We start from the raw sequence: 16892 nt of genomic DNA, 5'->3' as shown, positions 1-16892 counted from the left end.
TCAGGACGCTGCCATCGTGTCTGTGCGGGGTTCGGCCGCGCGGCGCAGGCGGTCACGGATCGCGAGGCCAAGCCCATGACGGGGGATTGTCTGGGCCGCAATGGTTTTAAGGCCGCGCCGTGTGCCTTCCGCGTCCAGAAAGCGCAGTCCGGCGAAAAGACGGGCGGCTGCTTCTTCAAGATTGCCGCTTTCGCTCAGGTTCCATGTCAGGCCCGCGCCGGGGAATGGACGGCCGAAAGCAAGCTGCGCCTCGTCGGGCGCAATGGAGGTGACGTCCAGCCTGACGGGCAGGCTAGGGGCATAATGTGAGGCCAGTCTGCCGGGGGAGGCGGGCGCGATTTCAGCGAAATCGTCCGGATGGCGGATCGGGCCGCAGAGATCGTTCAGTTCTTCGAGCGTAACCCCTCCCGGACGCAGAAGAACGGGCACGTTTCGGGTCAGATCCAGAACCGTGCTTTCCACGCCGATGGAGCAGGGGCCAGAATCCAGAACCGCGTCGATCCGGCCATCAAGCGAGCGCAGGACGTGGAACGCATCGGAGGGGCTGACGGTGCCCGAGACATTCGCTGATGGTGCGGCGACCGGCGCGCCCACTTCGCGCAGGAGGGCCAGTGCCGTTCGTCCGCGGGGTACGCGCAGGGCGAGCGTGGAAAGCCCGGCGGCGGCGAGGTCCGAGACGGTCGAATTTGGAGAACGGGGGAGCACCATCGTTAGCGGGCCGGGCCAGAACCGCTCGGCCAGCGTATGGGCGATTTCTTTCATCCTGCCGCTGAGGGACGCTTGTGCGAAAGCGCTTTCGGCATCGGGGAGATGACTGATGAGGGGATTAAAACGCGGGCGCCCCTTGGCGGCGAAAATCCGGGCGACGGCGGTGTCGGACGAAGCGATGGCCCCAAGGCCGTAAACAGTCTCGGTACCGAAGGCGACCAGCTTTCCGGCTTTCAGAAGCTCCGCCGCGCGGCGGATGCCTTCGGGCGTGGCAGTCAGGCGTTCGGTATGTGGCGTGTCGCTCAAGATGCACCTCCCGTGCAGTAAAAGGACGAATTCAGTCGGCCCGGCTTGCCATAGCACAGGGGCTGGCTGTCCGCGTCCAGAAGGGCGCCGCCTGCCGCTTCGAGAATGGCTTGCGGGGCGGCGGTGTCCCATTCCATGGTGGGGCCAAAGCGCGGGTAGAAATCCGCCGATCCCTCTGCAATGCGCATGAATTTGACCGAAGAGGATAGTTTGTCGATGGACACGACTTTTCGTCCCGCCAGCCAGCGTTCTAGCAGTTCCGGGTCGCCATGATGGCTGGAGGCCAGCACGCGCAGGCCTTCGGCGGACGGCATTGCGGTCTGGATCGGGGTGTTGTGGGTGCCGTCCCAGCGATGGGCGCCAAGGCCCTGACCACCGCTATAAATCAGTCCGTAGCCGGGAAGCGCGACAACGCCCAGAACCGGTCGGTCATGGCGGACGAGGCCGATATTGACCGTGAAATCCCTGCCACCCGATGCAAACCCCCGCGTGCCGTCCAGCGGATCGACCAGCCAGTAGGCGTCTCCTGCGGTGACCCTGATCCCAGCCGACATTTCTTCCTCGCCGATCGCGGGAATGGACGAGCAGGCGGCGCGCAGGCCGGAGAGGATATGATGTTCGGAGGCATGGTCCGCTTCCGTGACGGGGGAGGCGTCGTCCTTGATGTCCGTGCGAAAGCCGCGCGCGCGGATGGCGTTAATGATGTCCGAGGCTTCGGAAGCAAGCCGGAACGCCAGATCCAGCAGGGCACGGTCATCGCTCGCGGAGACGGTAAAGGGGAAAGCGGAAGTCATTCGGTCAGACTACTCCAAGATGGCTTTTGCGTCATGTGCTGATACGGGCGGTCTCACTGCGGACAGGTCGGCACAGGTTCATGAGGGCCGTTCCATGTTGCGAACGGGATTTTCGTTGCGGCGCTGAGGCCGATGTCCGCATGGCAGGTCGTGACCGGGGAGGCGATTGTGGACAGGAGCCTGAAGGTGAACGCCGTTGTGCCGGGCTCGCCGTCTTCCTGTGTCAACTGATAGATCCGGACATGCGCCGCGCTAGGCTGTGGGACGGGCTGGGGACCCATGTCGCGTGTTGCGATGAACAGCAGAAAACCGGGTTTTCCGTTCACGCGGGCCGTGGCGAAATGGACGGTCTGGATTGCGTCTTCGCCGGTGTGGGGACTGTCCGCAAGCATATCGGTGAGTGGACCGTTAGGGGTTGCGTTCTGCGTATCCACAAGGTCGGCCTGATCGGGCTGTTCGACGTCGGGTGTGGTGACGGCATACAGATGATAGCCCCATGCGTTTCCGTTCCCGCGCCAGAATGGCGTGATCGTTACAGTGGGAAAGCCGGTTGGGTGCAGGGTGACGGGGCTGTTGCCGATCAGAATGGGCGCGATGTCTGTGATCCGAGGCGCTGTGGGAGCGGCATGTCCTTTCGGGAGGCCGAGCATGACGGCGGAGCAGAGCAGGATCTTCAGGGCGATGCGGCGCATGGAAGGTCTTTCTCGGGGGAGGGCTTGTATGCCGGGGCGGTGTTTCCGATAACGGAGCTGACGATTTCATGTTCCAGACGACAGGCCCATCATGCTTTCAGTGATTTTCGATTCCCTTCCTGCTTTTTCCGCGGATGCGCCCAAGGCGGTCGTGCTGCTGTGCGAGACTGCGGGTGGCGAGGCGTTCTCGACGTTAGACAAGGCGACGGCAGGTGCGGTGTCGCGCGCTGTTGCTCTGAAGGGGTTCAAAGGAGAGGCCGGACAGAGCGTGGTGCTGCCCGCTCCGGCTGAAGGGCTGTCGCAGATCGTTCTCGCCGGGGTGACGCCGAAGGGCGGCGCGGCTGTGGATGCTGTGGCGGTTGAGAATGCTGCGGGTCGGGCTGTGCGACTGCTGGATGGCGTTGAAAGCGCGGTTCTGGTCGTGTCCGGGGCACTGGAGCAGTTTGCTCCAGAAGCGGGGCTGGGTGCGCGTCTGGCGTCTTATGATTTCGATCTGTATCGCAGCAAGAAGCCCGGTGCGCGTCCGGTTCTGAAGTCGCTGACTGTTGCAGTCTCGGACGTGGCGGCAGCCCAGGCGCGCTGGACAGCTCTGGATGCGGTGTCCCAAGGTGTGATCCTGACGCGGAACCTCGTGAGCGAGCCGCCGAATGTGCTTTATCCTCAGAGCTTTACGCAGCGGATCGAAGACCTTCGTGAGCTTGGCCTGACGGTTGAGGTTCTTGACGAAAAAGCCATGACAGAGCTTGGGTTCGGTGCGCTTCTGGGCGTGGCGCAGGGCAGTGTGCACAAGCCACGGACGGTGATTGTCCGTCACAATGGCAGTGGCAGTGAGGCGCCTCTGGCGTTCATCGGCAAGGGTGTGACGTTCGACAGTGGTGGCATCTCCATCAAGCCTGCGGCTGGCATGGACGAGATGAAGACTGACATGGGAGGGGCCGCGACCGTGATTGGTCTCATGAGTGCGCTGGCCCGTCGCAAGGCGCCGGTTAATGCGATCGGTGTGGTCGGGCTGGTTGAGAACATGGTGTCGGGCGGGGCGCAGCGTCCGGGCGATATCGTGCGGGCCTATGACGGGCAGACGATCGAAGTCCTCAATACCGATGCGGAAGGGCGTCTCGTTCTGGCGGATGTGCTGTCCTACACGCGCAAGCGGTTCAGCCCGAAGCTCATGGTCAATCTGGCCACGCTGACGGGCGCGATCGTGGTCAGCCTGGGCTATGAAAACGCCGGTCTGTTCAGCAACAGCGATGCGCTGGCCAAAGGGCTTTCGGAAGCTGGAACGCAGGTCGGCGAGGGGCTGTGGCGGATGCCGATGGGCGAGGCTTATAACCGCGAAATTGATTCCGATATTGCCGACATGAAGAATATCGGCGGCCGTCCGGGCAGTGCGATCCTGGCTGCGGAGTTCCTCAAGCGCTTTGTGGGCGACACGGACTGGGCGCATCTCGATATCGCCGGGACGGCTTGGAAGACCAAGGCGTCTGCCATTGCGCCGAAGGGTGCAACGGGTTTCGGTGTGCGTCTGTTGGACCGGTTTGTGAAGGCGCATGAAGCCAGCGTCTGAAGATCGGGATCACGCTGTGGATGTCGGGTTCTATCATCTGACGCGCACGCCGCTTGAAGAAGCGCTTCCGGCCCTTCTGGGCCGGACGCTGGATGCGGGAGAGCGCGCGCTTGTGCGTTGTCCCGATGCGGCGGCGGTTATGGCGCTGGATACGGCGCTCTGGGCGTGCCGGGACCCGGTTTGGCTTCCTCACGGGAGTGCAAAGAGCGGTCATGCAGTCCGCCAGCCGATCTGGCTGACGGAAAGCGGAGACGTGCCGAATGGGGCGCGTTTCCTGTTTCGGGTCGATGGCGCGGGGGATGATGATTTCGCGCCGTTCACCCGGATTTTCGACCTGTTCGACGGCGGCAATCCGCAATCCGTACAGCGGGCAAGAGAGCGCTGGGTTGCGATGAAATCCTCGGGTCACAATCTCGTGTATTGGAAACAGGAAGAGCGGGGCTGGAAAAAGGCCGGGTAAGGTTTCAAAGTATGTCTGAAGCCATTGGTGGAAGACGCTCGATAACGGGGGCGCCTTTCATGTCACTGGAGAGGACGCCTGACTGTGCCGGACCCCACGAATTCTTCCCCTGATCCTCTGAAAACCGATCTGCGTCGCGTCGATATTAATCCGGACTTCTGGTATCCGCTGGCGTGGTCGAAGGATCTCAAACGTGGAAAGACGATCGGGCGTCGGTTCGGACGCCATCCGATAGCATTGGTCCGCCCTGAGGAGGGCAGCGTTTTTGCGCTGGAGGATCGCTGCGCCCATCGTCAGGTCCCGCTCAGTTTGGGCAAGGTCAGCGGTGAGGCTGTGCAGTGCTGTTATCACGGCTGGGCGTATGGCCGCTCGGGGCGGTGCATTGACGTGCCATATCTCGGCAAAGGCAAACTGCCGAACGGTGTGAGAACCTATCCCTGTCGTGAAGCAGGCGGGATGATTTTCATTTTTCCCGGTGATGCTGCGAAAGCGGAAAGCGTGCCCCTGCCGCCACTGGCGCAGGTGGACAATCCGGCATTCAAGACGCGGCATTTCAGCCCTGTCGTGAAATGCCATTACACGTTCATGCATGAGAACCTGATGGATATGAACCATCAGTTTCTGCACCGTCGCCAGATGGGGCAGATCAAGGCGCGTTTTCTGGGGCAGGATGAGGGCGAAGGCTTTATTGAGGCGCGCTACAGTTTCGCACGAAGCGGGAGCCAGCAGCCACTGGCGGAGCGGCTGATTTTCGGCAAGCACCACGATGATCCGGGTCGGGAGCAGCCGGTTGAGGAAATCGTCAGTATCCGTACGACTTACCCGTATCAGAGCCTGAAAATCCATGACAAGGACGGTGATCTGATTATGGAGCTGTTCAGTGTTTATGTCCCCAACAGTGCTGATGGCGCGAGTACGCAGACATTCGGTCTGCTTTCAGTGCTGCGTCCGAAAACGCCATTCCTGATTGATGTGATCTGGCCTGCGCTGGGCATTTTCACGAACCGGATCTTTGAGGAGGATCGCGAGATCATGGAATTGGAACAGGCTGCGTGGCGCGAACTGGGTGGCGATCATAACATCGAAGTTTTCCCCATCGTGCGGAAGTTGCGAGACCTTCTGAAGGTCAATGGCATTGTGAAGGAACAGACTGCCGATCCTGTCGTTGTTTGAGGACATGGGTCTGAAAAAACGGGTCTGAGGACAGGAGACGGTCATGAAAACAGTCACGCTCAGGAATGGTGTTACGGTTCCTGCACTGGGAATGGGAACTTGGAGTATTGGCGATAGTGCCTCACGGCGCAGCAGCGAAATCGAGAGCCTGCGCAAGGGGCTGGAGGCCGGTCTGCGGGTTATTGATACCGCTGAGATGTATGGAAACGGGCGTTCGGAAGATCTGGTGGGTGAGGCGATCACGGATGTGCGAGAGGATGTTTATCTCGTCAGCAAGATCGTGCCGTCCAATGCGTCTTATGACGGGGTTCACAAGGCGTGCCGGCGTTCTCTGAAGCATCTGGGAACGGAGTGGCTGGATCTGTATCTGCTGCACTGGCACGGGGGGACGCAACTTGAGGAAACGATCCGCGCCTTTGAAGATCTGAAGGACGACGGTCTGATCCGGGGCTGGGGGGTGTCGAACTTCGATGTCGATGACATGGAAGAGATCGAAAGCCTGTCCGAAAACTGTCTGGTTAATCAGGTTCTGTACAATCTGGAGCACCGGGGGACGGAGTTCGATCTTCTGGACCATGATCTGAAATCCGGGACGGTGACGATGGCTTATTCGCCGCTTGGGCAGGGTGGGGAGCTTCTGGAGCATCCGGCACTAAAAGAGGTGGCATCACGGCATGAAACGTCGCTTGGGCCTGCCGATCCGGCCCAGATTGCTCTGGCCTGGGTGTTGCGTCGGCCAAATGTTCTGGCCATTCCGAAGGCCGCGTCTGAGAAGCATGTGGCGGGAAATCTGGCCAGTCTGGAGATCAGCCTGACGGATGCGGATCTCAAAACGCTTGACGGCGCTTTCCCTTCTCCGAAACGCAAGCTATCTCTCGCCATGATCTGACGGTCGTGATGGTTGCGGTCCGTTTTTCCTAACCTGCGGACCGCGCCCTGCATATTTTCACGTCCCTGTTCCATACTGATCCGGTTTCCCTCTGCCTTGCGGTTCTGGTGGTGCCCGCCTGTGTGCTGGCGATCCAGCCGGGGCGGCTCGGGAAGGCCGTAGTCGTGTGTCTGGCGGCTCTGGCTGCGGTACTGGCGCTTTCGCCTGCCGTGCTGGCTGTGGCGCTGGGTGTGATTGCGGCGCAGGAGCGGGATGGCTGTCCGGCGGTGTGGAGCGTTCCGGTTCTGCTGCTGAGCGTTCTGTTTCCCGCCCAGACGCCTGTTCTGCTGGGGCTGCTGCCTGTTCTGTTCTGGCCTGCGCTCGTGCGTCGCAGAGACGGGGGCTGGTCCGCCGTTATGAGCATTCTGGGCGTGTCGCTGGTGTGGCATGCTCCGGGGGCGGTATCGGTGGAGCTGGTTGCGGGTCTGGGCGTGTGTGTGCTCGGGTTGATCGGATGGTCCGTTCTGGGAGCGCATCGGCCGGGAAATCTGGGGCTTTTGCGTCCCGTTCTGTTGATGGTTCTCGTGGTGGCCGCGCAGAATGAGGGGCTTGCGGTCTGTGCCCGGATTGCGCTGGAAGCCGCGCTTCTTGATCTCGCAACGCTGGTTTTGATGGCATCACTGGAGCCTCGGTTTCCGGCACTGACCGTATTGCGGCTGCCGTTTCCGCCTTTGCCCGGACTGGTTGTGTTGTGGCTTGGGATTCATGCGGCCTTGGGTATGGCGGCGGGTGTCGAGGGCTGGAGCGTGCTCGGCGTGATTGTGGCGTTGCTTCTGGGCGTTCTGGCGCTGTCCGATCTGCTTGTTGTTGGGCGGCAGATGTCTGGAGGACAGGCTGCCATATCCGGCGTTTCCGTATTGCTGGTGGGTGCTGGGAGTCTGCTGCTGCCCGTGCTGGTGTTCGGGCTGACAAGCCCTGCGCTGCATGGTGTGGGAGGGGAATGGGTCTGGCCCGTCTGGAGTATAGGTGCAGGCGATGGCTCCCATTTCCGGCTGATGGCCTTTGTGATGGTTGGAGCCCTGATCTGGATTGTTCTCGTGCGTCCCTGGCGCATTATGGGGGGGATCGTTCACGCAGCCTCCACGCTGGCTCCGGCATTGATGACACTGCTGGCATCAGGCGATGCCCTGTTTGAAGAGGCGCCGTCTCTGGGCTGGAGCCTGCGCCGTTTTGTCGTGTCGGGGCGAGTTCGCTTGAGGGGGCTGAAGGGGATGAAAGCACCAGTTCTGCCCGACCTGCGTCATGGGGCCGTGGGGCTCTGGCTTGTTCTTCTCGGCCTCGTTCTCGCGGTGCTGGGAGTGATGACGTAATGGCGCATGACGCGGGGCTGATTGCGTTGTCTGTGCTGGAAGCGCTGTTCCAACTGGGGCTGCTGTTGGTTCTGGCACCTGTGCTGGGATGGTGTTTGGACAGTCTGCCGTTCTGGCTGGCGGGCCGCGCGGGGGGGGCAGTGCGGTTTCGTCTTTTTGGTGCGGGTCGTTTCTGGAAAAACCTGTTTCAAAAACCGCTTCCAGGGCGTCCTGCGCTTGCGTTGACGGTGGGTGTGCTGACGCTTGTGTGTCTGCCTGCGGTGACGACGGGGTCGGTGTTGTCCTCGCAGGCGGACCCGCTCGTCATGGGCCTGATGCTGTTGATGGGACGTGGATTTCTGGGGCTGTGCGCTCTGTCAGGAGAGGCTTTGCGTCTGGTGCCGGCGATTCTGCTGTTGTGTTTGACGGAAGCACTGATTGCGCTGGCCGCTCCGGGGACGGATGGCCTTGGGGGCTTGTGTGCGATGTTGCATATCGAGCCTGAGCCGGGTCTGGAAGGTGCGCTTGCGGCCTGTGCGCTGGCTCTGGGAATTGCATGTCCGCCGCTTCGTTCCGAGGATGTGACGGGTATGTTGTCCGGGGTGCGGGACCGGCAGGAGCGTGAGGCGGCGCGCAGTATTGCGGATGTGCTGAATTGTGGCTGGCTGCTGCTGCTGGCTGATCTGGCATGGCCGGTGAGTGTGGGGCTCGCGCAGGGAGGCGTTCAGGGCTGGTGGCTCGGGTTGGTTGCGCTTGTCGCACGGCTGGCGCTGGCTGTGGGCGTGGCGGTCGGGCTGAGACTGATGGCGCAGGAACGGAGCGCGCGGCTGACGGCGCTGTTTGCGGGTGTGGCGCTTCTTCTGGCTCTGGCGGGGAGGTTTGGCACATGATTGTAGGGTTCGGACTGCTTCTGCTGCTGGCCCTTGCAGGGTTGGGGAAAGATGGGCGGGGGTTGCCGCTTTATGGGGCCGTTTGCGCTTTTGCCGGGGCGACGGTTTGTTCGGGGTTGATGGCGCTGCTGACGTCCGTGGCGCTGATCGGGCTGAACGTTCTGGCATGGATCTGGCTGCGACGGTTTGCGCCGGAAGCGCCGGACAAGGCGGCTGTTCTGCCGGTTGTGGGTACGCTTGTTCTGCTTCTGGCACTTGGTTTGTCGGGGGCTGGTCTGGGACTTGCGCCGGTTCTGGGCGCGGGGGCGGTTTTGGCCGGGTTATGTGGTGCGGCGTGGGGAACGCCGCTGGTTCAGTTTACTGGGCTGATCCGGGCGGCGGACGGGCTGGTTGTTGTGGCGTGTGTTCTGAATTCATGGCCGCTTTTTGTCGCGGCTCTGAGCCTGTGGGGCGTTCTGGCGGCACTTGGCGTCACGCTGCTGCCCCGTCTGGCGTGGCGACGGGTGGAGGACGTCTGATGCATCCGCTCGCACCCGTCGGTACGCTGTTTGCCGTTACTGTCTGGCCGCTTCTGGCAGCATTTCTGCTGTTCCTGACGCCTGAAAACCGGCAGTCCGCCAGTAGCCGGACGTTTGCCGTGGCCGGGCTTGTCATCACTCCGCTGGCTGTGTGGCTGATGCCGGGGACGGATGCGCTGGCTGCGGCGTGTTCCTGCATCGTGACGGCCATTCCGTTGCTGCTGCCGCAGGCCCGGGACCGGACGGGGCGGATTTTGCCGTTTCTGGTGACGGGGTGTGCGCTGCTGGCGCTGAACGTCCATTCGGCCTTTGCAGTGACGATCCTGTGTGGCGCGGGAACGGTGCTTCTGGCGTGGCGCGAGGGGCGTGGCCCCCGTCAGGCTGCGATTGTGTGGGACATCGCACGCAGTCGGCTTGGAGGTGTTGTTCTGGGGCTTCTGGGCGCATCGCTTCTGCCGATGCAGCAGTCATCGCTGGGGGCAGTTCTGCTTACGGTCGGGCTGTGCATGGTGGCGGGTCTGGGACCATCACCAGCACCTGCGCCGGAGGCGGCGCTTCTGGATACGGGCCTGCGGTTTGCAGCGCTGATGCTGATGTTCCGCCTGAGTGCGTATCCGCTGGTCCATCTGCTGATGCTGATTGCGGGTTTTGGAACACTCCTCATGCTGGTGTTGTCACGTTCGACGGGACGGACAATCTCCTTGCCGATGCTGTCGGCGCTGGGTGCTGTTGCGGCCGCGACCGGTGAAGGTCCGGCGATCGTTCTGTTGCTTCTGGGGGCGTTGGGACTGGCCGTTCTGGATCTGCACGAGGCTGAGGGAGCGGAGGTCATCGGGGCAGGAGCCGCACCATGGCCGGTGTTCTGCGCGCTGGTCGGGATTGGGCGGTCGCTTGATGCCGCACAACTCGTTCTGCTGGTGCTGTGTCTGCTGCCTGCTTTGTGGTCCGTACGCCCTATGACGCTGCTGCCAGCCTTCGGAAGGGGAGAGCGGGGTATCGTCGCTGTGACGCAGGCCGTTCTTCTGCTGGGCGGTTTGTGTGGCCCGCTGTTTCTTGCATGGCATCCGGCGACGGGGTGGCGACCATGAGAAGTATGGGGCGGATCATCCGCAGTGGCGAGCGTGTGGCGCTGTCGCATTATCATCTCGATCCTATGCAGTGGAGCGATATGCTCTGTGTTCCGGGCGCGACGCTGCCGCTGATCTCGTGTTGGGCTGATGATGCGCGCGCCTATGTCCTGTTGCTGGAGGGGGATCGCCCGCTTCTGGCGAGTACGGTTGTGGAAGAGCGTCGGTATCTGGCGCCGTCGTCGCGGTTTGCCGGGGCGGAATGGGGCGAGCGCGTGTCGTATGATCTGTATGGCGTGGAGGCGATGGAAGCGCGCGAGAATGGCACGCCTGCGCTGGATGAAGGCGGCTGGACGTCCACATGGCCATTGTCGTCCCGTCCGGGACCGGCTTCGGGGGGGCTGCGTCCGCTCGGGGGGAGCCGCTTTCTGCGTCCGGAGCAGACGGGGCTGAGTGGTCCTCTGGACCTGTCTTTCGAGGTTCTGAAAGGGAAAGTCCGCACTGTGGATGTCTGTGCGGGCGGGGCGCATCGGGGTGTGGTGTCGCGTCTTTTGGGGAAGACGCCGGAGGAGGCCATGTTCCTCGTAGCACGGATGACGGCGGGCGGTTTCGTGGCGCATCCTCTGGCATTTGCGCGTGCTGTGGCGCAGGCGCGCGGGCAGGTTCCGGGGCCGGGAATTCGGGATGTGTGGATGATCCTTCTGGAGATCGAGCGGATATCGCTCCATCTGTTTGATATGGCGCGGACGGCCCGAGGTGTGGATGCGGAGCTTCTGGCGACGCACTGCGATCATGCACGCGAAGCGATTGCGCAGGCCTGTGCGGAGCAGGGTGTGTCGCGCCGTCTGATGGACACGGTGAACTGTGGCGGCTTTCGCGAGGGGCTGGAAATCGTCCCGCTGGCGCAGGCGGTTCATGCGACGATGCAGCCACGTCTTGCGGCGCTGGAGGAGCTTCATCGGGTCTTTGCGTCCCGTCTGAACGGTTTTGCGGTTCTGGATGTACGACTGGCGGAGCGTTTCGCTGTTGGGGGCGTGGCGGGGCGGGCGAGCGGTCGCAGCATGGACATGCGGCGGCGGGAATCCGGAATGCGGCTGGAGGCGCTGCGGGCGACGGGATCGAGCCGTGGCGATGCCCGGGCGCGTGACGGGCTGCGGCTTGCGGAAATCAGGGATTCGCTGAAGCTGATGGAACGGATTTTGGGGAGCATCGGTCTGGATGATGACGAACCCGCGCCGGACCGCACGGATGAGGGCATTGGCGTGGCCGAGGGGGCGCGCGGAGACGTGTGGTACTGGGTGCGGCTGAAAAACGGACGGATCGAAAGCATGCATGTCCGTGATTCGGGTGTGTCGGTTCTGCCGGTTCTGGGGGCGATGCTGCGGGACTGTCCCGTGGAGCGTGTGCCTGCGGCTCTGGGGTCGATCGGCCTGTCTCCGGCGGGGATTGCGTTGTGAAGGGGTTGCAACGGACAGGGCCTCTGAGCCTGCTTTATGCGTTCATGGATGCGCGGCGCTGGTGTCCGTCCTCGGAGGAATTGCGTCCGCGTCGTGAGCGTCCCATCGGGCTTTATGTGCTGGAGACGGGCGGATGCGAGGGCTGCTTCATGGAGATCGAGTCCCTGAAAGGCAGTGCTTTCGCTCTGGAGCAGGCGGGGTTTGTCTGTGTGAACGATCCGGCGGATGCGGACTGGCTGCTGCTGACCGGTGCGGTGACGCGGGTCTGTGCCGAGATGGTAGACCGGGTCTGGCGGGCGATGCCGCCGGGCCGGAGTCTGATTGCGGTCGGGGTCTGTGCGGTCGACGGAGGGCCGTTTCCGGCCAGTTATGCGACGCTGGGTGGGTTGCAGGCCCTGACGCCGGTGCGGCGTGCGATTCCGGGCTGTCCACCCGCGCCGCAGGAGATCCTCCAGGCCCTTCAGGAGCTGGCGCGGGTCTGATCGCGATATTCTGAAACTGGAAATTGCCTGAAACAACGAAGTTTTGTCTTCGGACGGCTTGTCGTGACACGGTTTCGCGTTAAAGCAGACGGACGCACTGGATGCGTTTTCCCATGAGGTCCGGCCACCTGTCGTTCAGGTCGCCGCACAGAGCACAGGGCTTGAGATGGCTGATTATCGCCTTGGAATTGATCTTGGTGGCACGAAGATCGAAATCGCAGTTCTGAATCGTTCGGGCGATCTCGTCCTGCGTGAACGAATTGCCAATCCCGGTATTTATAACGAGGCCGTTCTGGCGATCCGGGATCTGGTGGCGGATGTGGATCATCGTCTGGGTGCGGTGCCGAGCCATCGCGTTTCGGCAGGGCAGCATACCTCCACGCTGGGTATCGGGATTCCGGGATCAATCTCGCCAGAGAGCGGGCTGATCAAGAATGCCAATGCAACCTGGCTGAACAACCAGCCTTTCGGGCACGATCTGGAAGCCGCGCTGGCCCGTCCGGTCCGGACGGAGAACGACGCCAACTGCTTTGCGCTGTCTGAAGCTGCCGATGGTGCGGCCAAGGGCATGCTGACCGTTTTCGGTGTCATTATCGGGACGGGCATGGGCGCGGGCATCGTCAATAATGGCCGCGTTCTTGAGGGGCGTCATCATATTGCTGGTGAATGGGGGCATCTGCCTCTGCCCTGGCCGACGGAAGAAGATGCGCCGCCGCGCGAGTGCTTCTGTGGAAATAAGGGCTGCATGGAGCGCTATCTTTCGGGCCCGGCACTTGCCGCGGACTGGAAAGGACCGGGGCATCGCAATACGGCCGGAATCGAAGAGGCTGCGGCCAATGGCGATCAGGCTGCGATTGCAGCACTCGGCCGTTACACCGAGCGTTTCGCGCGGGCCTGCGCCATGGTCATCAACTTCCTCGATCCGGATGTGATCGTTCTCGGTGGCGGCGTCTCCAACCTTCACACGCTCTATGAGCGCGTGCCGCCGCTTCTGGCCAAGCATGTCATCACGCCGGTCTGCACGACGCCGATCGTGAAGAATAAGCATGGTGACAGCTCTGGCGTGCGTGGTGCGGCATGGCTGTGGGACGTGACGGAATAAAACCAGCCGTTTGCTGGATATGAAAAAGGCCGCCCGGAGAACCGGGCGGCCTTTTTTGTTGGCGTTTTCTGTATTCAGGCAGGTTCTTCTTCTACCGTTTCCGACATCTCTTCCGCCGCCAGTTTCAGGCGATGGTAGGAGCGGCGGGAGAAGGGCAGGATCGCGATATAGAGCAGTCCCGCACCGGCGAGGGCGCCCCAGGGGTCTGCGACCAGAAGGGCCGCATACAGGCCGGTTCCGAGCATCAGGGGCAGGACGTAGCGGGCCGGAACCTTGAAGTTCTTGAAGGACCAGACCGGAAGCGTCGAGACCAGCAACAGCCCTGTGACGATCAGACAGACGGCCGAGACGAGGGGCAGGCGGGCGAATGCGGCCAGACCTTCAGCATGCAGGCGGTCGGCTTCAAGGCCGAGGAAGACCGGGAACAGGACCAGTCCGGCTCCGGCAGGAGCCGGAACGCCTGTGAAGAAGCTGTAGGAATAGTCCGGCTTGTCGTCGTCATCGAGGCTGGCGTTGAAGCGGGCCAGACGCAGCGCCATGCAGACCGTGAACAGGATGCACGGGACGAAAGAATAGCGTCCGGCATGTTCGAGCGACCACATCAGCAGCACGAAGGACGGTGCGACGCCGAAGCAGACGAAGTCTGACAGACTGTCGAATTCCGCGCCGAAGCGGGTGGCGCCCTTGAGGAGGCGCGCGATGCGTCCGTCCAGTCCGTCAATGCAGGCTGCGATCAGGAGCGCTACGGCAGCGGGTTCAAACTGGTGTTCGAGCGCAAACCGCATGCCGCTGAGCCCAGCGCAGAGGCCGAGCATTGTCATGATGTTGGGGATGAGGCGGTTGAACGACGGCCCGCGCACACGGGTGCGGGGGTTGCGGCCCATGCGGCGGAGTCTGCGTCGGATGCGGCGCTTTCGTCCAGAGGCGTTCACAGAGGCGCCAACAGATTGGGCGGGTTCGCGGGTGGGTTCAACCGTCGGAGGCGTGGTCATGTATGGCGTCTGGCTCAGAGCGTCGCCAGGACAGTTTCGCCACCAACCATGGTCTGCCCCTCCACAACCAGAGGTTCGACACCTGGCGGCAGATAGACGTCGGTGCGGGAGCCGAAGCGGATCAGGCCGAAGCGCTCGCCTGCTTCCATGCGGTCGCCTTCTTCAACGAAGCACAGGATGCGGCGTGCGATCAGACCGGCGATCTGGACGACGCCGATATTGCGGCCATCCGGCAACGTCAGGCACAGTTCGTTGCGTTCGTTGTGTTCGGAAGCCTTGTCGAGGCTGGCATTGAGGAATTTGCCTGCGTGATAGGCGATCTTCGTCACTTCACCGGCTGCGGGCATCCGGTTGATATGGACGTTCAGCACAGAGAGGAACGTCGAGACGCGCCAGACCGGCGTGTGTCCCATTTCCAGCGCGGGCGGCGGCGTGACGAGGGCGACGGATGTGACGCGGCCATCGGCGGAGGCCAGCACCAGATCGGCGCGTGGCGGCGGGGTGCGCTTGGGATCGCGGAAGAAGTACAGGCAGAACGCCGTGAAGGCGATGCCCGCATTGCCCAGCAGGCGCGTGGCGCGCCAAGGCGTGGCCCGTCCGATCAGTCCGACGAGCGAACCTGCGAGGAGGAAGGGAGTCGCGGCGCGGTGCGGCGGCGACAGGACAAGCTTGAAGGACTGGATCAGCGACATGGAACGCACTCTTACGGCACACGGCGGGAGGGTCAAGAATTCGCCACAAAGAAGGCGTTTTTCGGGCAGGTTTTCTGCTTCAGGCGGGTCTGGGCACCTGTTGGGGGATCGGAGGAGCCAGTTTGTCGCCGATCATGGGTATTCCAGCATAGGCGTTTTTGCGAGCCGTGACGAGGTGAACACCTCCACAGGGCAGGCGTAGTCCGCGTCCGATCCGCTCCACGAAGCGTCCATGTGTGGCGGAAAGAGCAGCGGGTGGCGCCATCAGCGCCCCTGAGTGATGCTCGATCCGGAACAGTGTCTGGTCGAGCAGGCGGGTCAACTGGCGGCTGCTGTAGGGGATGCCGTGGCCGAAGGGGGTGGCATCGGTATGCGCCCAGTAGCCTGAACGATTGGGAACGATCAGGATCAGAACGCCGTCATCGGTGAGAGTACGCCAGATAGCCCGTAGGAAATCCGGCGCGATGCGCGTGAATTCGAGGCCGTGAACCACAAGCACCGCATCCATTGAAAGGTCGTCGAAAGGGAGGCGGGCGCTGTCGACGATGCAGTCTCTTGGAGAGGGGCGAAGTGTTTTTTGCGTTTGGGCGTGAAGCAGGCGCGCGGAGACTGCGAATTCGGCACTTTCGGGAAGATAGGGGGCTGTGTAGCCTACGCCGAGAATGCGTCGCCCCCGCATGGGGGGCATGAGACGTCTCAGACGCTCGTTGAGGAGCAGGGCTGTGCGCTGTCCCTGTCGGCTTTCATAGAAAGTGGCGGCATCATCGGAACGGAGGCGGGCCAGAGACGTCAGCATGCAGCTACCTCATCAGCGGGACAGTCCAAGGGGAACAGTCATGCCACTTGATATCAAGCCGATTCCGGTTCTGTCGGACAATTATGCTTGGATGCTGACCACGCCGAAGGGAATGCGCGCCATCGTGGACCCCGGTGAGGCCAGGCCAATATGTGATGAAATCGGGGACGGGCGGCTCGATATGATCCTGCTGACCCATCATCACGCCGATCATACGGCTGGGACGGAAGCATTGCGGGAACGCTATGGCGCGCAGGTTTATGGGCCGCGTCAGAAGCAGGACTGGCTGCCCCGGCTGGATCATGCTGTTGAGGATGGGGACGTCGTTTCTCTGGGGAGTACACAGATTCAGGTCCTGTCCACTCCGGGTCATGCGGTTGGGCATGTGTCATATGTCGTGGCCGAGGTTCCGGCGCTGTTCTGCGGGGATGTGCTGTTCAGTCTGGGGTGTGGGCGGTTGCTGGAAGGTACGGCGCAGGAGCTGTTCGACAGCCTGCACCGGTATGACAGTCTGCCGGACAGCACGCTTGTCTGTGCGGGGCATGAATATACGCGCTCTAACCTTGCTTTCGCATTGCATGTTGATCCGGAGAACGCCGCCCTGAAGGCTCGGGCCGGGGAAGTCGAGCGTTTGCTGGAAGCCGGGCGGCCGACGCTTCCGGTCACGCTGGGCGTGGAGCGCAGGACCAATCCGTTTCTGCTCGCACCGGATGTCGCGACTTTTGCGCGGCTGCGCAGGGAAAAGGACACGTTCTGAAGGCACAAAAAAGCCCCGCTCGAAAGAGGCGGGGCTTTTTTGTGTGAGCAATCGTCAGGCCATTACCAGCCGAAGATAACCTTCTTGAGCAGTTCGGCGCCGAGGCCCACGACGATAACGCCGCCAGCCCAGATCGCCACGAACCAGCCCACACGCTTCATCCAATTCAGGAAGCCCGGTTTCTCGTCCGGCTGACCGTATTCGATGCGCATGGGGTCTGGTCCT

General features: G+C 62.4%; 19 protein-coding genes. 12 read left to right on the top strand and 7 right to left on the bottom strand.

Features of this window, described 5'->3' with window-relative positions; genetic code table 11:
- The 3 genes from HKD21_RS06735 to HKD21_RS06725 are packed head-to-tail and all read right to left on the bottom strand — an operon-like array spanning window position 1 to window position 2500.
- Complete coding sequence (locus tag HKD21_RS06735; protein ID WP_194254871.1) at window positions 1–1014, bottom strand: L-threonylcarbamoyladenylate synthase; 1014 nt, start codon at window positions 1012–1014, stop codon at window positions 1–3.
- Window positions 1011–1808, bottom strand: coding sequence for a 3'(2'),5'-bisphosphate nucleotidase CysQ family protein (locus tag HKD21_RS06730; protein ID WP_194254869.1), 798 nt, complete (start codon window positions 1806–1808; stop codon window positions 1011–1013). The genes HKD21_RS06735 and HKD21_RS06730 overlap by 4 nt, the downstream gene beginning before the upstream one ends.
- Before the next feature lie 53 nt (window positions 1809–1861).
- Window positions 1862–2500 (bottom strand): hypothetical protein, encoded by a 639-nt coding sequence (locus tag HKD21_RS06725; protein WP_194254868.1) that lies wholly within the window; start codon window positions 2498–2500, stop codon window positions 1862–1864.
- Between the two features lie 91 nt (window positions 2501–2591).
- On the opposite strand from HKD21_RS06725, the gene HKD21_RS06720 reads away from it, so the two are divergent.
- The 11 genes from HKD21_RS06720 (at window position 2592) to HKD21_RS06670 (ending at window position 13430) form a co-directional block, all read left to right on the top strand.
- Window positions 2592–4064 carry a leucyl aminopeptidase gene (locus tag HKD21_RS06720; RefSeq protein ID WP_194254867.1) on the top strand — a complete coding sequence of 491 codons (1473 nt, stop codon included), beginning with the start codon at window positions 2592–2594 and terminating at the stop codon, window positions 4062–4064.
- Between the two features lie 16 nt (window positions 4065–4080).
- Window positions 4081–4524: a DNA polymerase III subunit chi gene (locus HKD21_RS06715; RefSeq protein ID WP_194255026.1), complete on the top strand. Its 444-nt coding sequence runs from the start codon at window positions 4081–4083 to the stop codon at window positions 4522–4524.
- Between the two features lie 84 nt (window positions 4525–4608).
- Entirely contained in the window at window positions 4609–5697 is a 1089-nt protein-coding gene (locus tag HKD21_RS06710) for a Rieske 2Fe-2S domain-containing protein (RefSeq protein WP_194254866.1), read from the top strand.
- Window positions 5698–5740: 43 nt separating this feature from the next.
- A complete protein-coding gene (locus HKD21_RS06705; protein ID WP_194254865.1) occupies window positions 5741–6586 on the top strand; it encodes an aldo/keto reductase in 846 nt (281 codons plus the stop codon).
- A 110-nt stretch (window positions 6587–6696) separates the two neighbouring features.
- Window positions 6697–7935 (top strand): hypothetical protein, encoded by a 1239-nt coding sequence (locus tag HKD21_RS06700; RefSeq protein ID WP_322782912.1) that lies wholly within the window; start codon window positions 6697–6699, stop codon window positions 7933–7935.
- Entirely contained in the window at window positions 7935–8804 is an 870-nt protein-coding gene (locus tag HKD21_RS06695; RefSeq protein WP_194254864.1) for a hypothetical protein, read from the top strand. Before HKD21_RS06700 ends, HKD21_RS06695 begins: the two co-directional genes overlap by 1 nt.
- Window positions 8801–9322: a hypothetical protein gene (locus tag HKD21_RS06690; RefSeq protein WP_194254863.1), complete on the top strand. Its 522-nt coding sequence runs from the start codon at window positions 8801–8803 to the stop codon at window positions 9320–9322. The genes HKD21_RS06695 and HKD21_RS06690 overlap by 4 nt, the downstream gene beginning before the upstream one ends.
- Window positions 9322–10410 carry a hypothetical protein gene (locus HKD21_RS06685; RefSeq protein ID WP_194254862.1) on the top strand — a complete coding sequence of 363 codons (1089 nt, stop codon included), beginning with the start codon at window positions 9322–9324 and terminating at the stop codon, window positions 10408–10410. Before HKD21_RS06690 ends, HKD21_RS06685 begins: the two co-directional genes overlap by 1 nt.
- On the top strand, window positions 10380–11846 hold the full coding sequence (locus HKD21_RS06680; RefSeq protein WP_228121102.1) for an NADH-quinone oxidoreductase subunit D-related protein: 1467 nt from the start codon (window positions 10380–10382) through the stop codon (window positions 11844–11846). Before HKD21_RS06685 ends, HKD21_RS06680 begins: the two co-directional genes overlap by 31 nt.
- On the top strand, window positions 11843–12328 hold the full coding sequence (locus HKD21_RS06675) for an NADH-quinone oxidoreductase subunit B family protein (protein ID WP_194254861.1): 486 nt from the start codon (window positions 11843–11845) through the stop codon (window positions 12326–12328). Before HKD21_RS06680 ends, HKD21_RS06675 begins: the two co-directional genes overlap by 4 nt.
- 166 nt (window positions 12329–12494) lie before the next feature.
- Window positions 12495–13430 carry an ROK family protein gene (locus HKD21_RS06670; RefSeq protein ID WP_099286853.1) on the top strand — a complete coding sequence of 312 codons (936 nt, stop codon included), beginning with the start codon at window positions 12495–12497 and terminating at the stop codon, window positions 13428–13430.
- Window positions 13431–13504: 74 nt separating this feature from the next.
- On the opposite strand, the gene HKD21_RS06665 is transcribed toward HKD21_RS06670, so the two are convergent.
- From HKD21_RS06665 to HKD21_RS06655, 3 genes are all read right to left on the bottom strand, one after another.
- Entirely contained in the window at window positions 13505–14422 is a 918-nt protein-coding gene (locus HKD21_RS06665; RefSeq protein WP_407646536.1) for a CDP-alcohol phosphatidyltransferase family protein, read from the bottom strand.
- 14 nt (window positions 14423–14436) lie between these two features.
- Complete coding sequence (locus HKD21_RS06660) at window positions 14437–15114, bottom strand: phosphatidylserine decarboxylase (protein ID WP_194254860.1); 678 nt, start codon at window positions 15112–15114, stop codon at window positions 14437–14439.
- Window positions 15115–15193: 79 nt separating this feature from the next.
- Window positions 15194–15910, bottom strand: a complete 717-nt coding sequence (locus HKD21_RS06655; protein WP_194254858.1) for a methyltransferase domain-containing protein — start codon at window positions 15908–15910, stop codon at window positions 15194–15196.
- 40 nt (window positions 15911–15950) lie between these two features.
- Here HKD21_RS06655 and gloB point away from each other — a divergent pair, with 40 nt between their 5' ends.
- Window positions 15951–16667 carry a hydroxyacylglutathione hydrolase gene (gloB, locus tag HKD21_RS06650; RefSeq protein ID WP_194254857.1) on the top strand — a complete coding sequence of 239 codons (717 nt, stop codon included), beginning with the start codon at window positions 15951–15953 and terminating at the stop codon, window positions 16665–16667.
- A 62-nt stretch (window positions 16668–16729) separates the two neighbouring features.
- Here gloB and HKD21_RS06645 read toward each other — a convergent pair whose 3' ends face one another.
- Complete coding sequence (locus HKD21_RS06645) at window positions 16730–16879, bottom strand: DUF2474 domain-containing protein (protein WP_194254855.1); 150 nt, start codon at window positions 16877–16879, stop codon at window positions 16730–16732.
- Window positions 16880–16892: the final 13 nt, after the last annotated feature.

Origin of the sequence: Gluconobacter cerevisiae (assembly GCF_015244675.1) — a bacterium.
Classification (GTDB): Bacteria; Pseudomonadota; Alphaproteobacteria; order Acetobacterales; family Acetobacteraceae; genus Gluconobacter; species Gluconobacter cerevisiae.
Note: the sequence above shows the minus strand (reverse complement) of the source record. Positions and strands in the feature narration are given on the sequence as shown.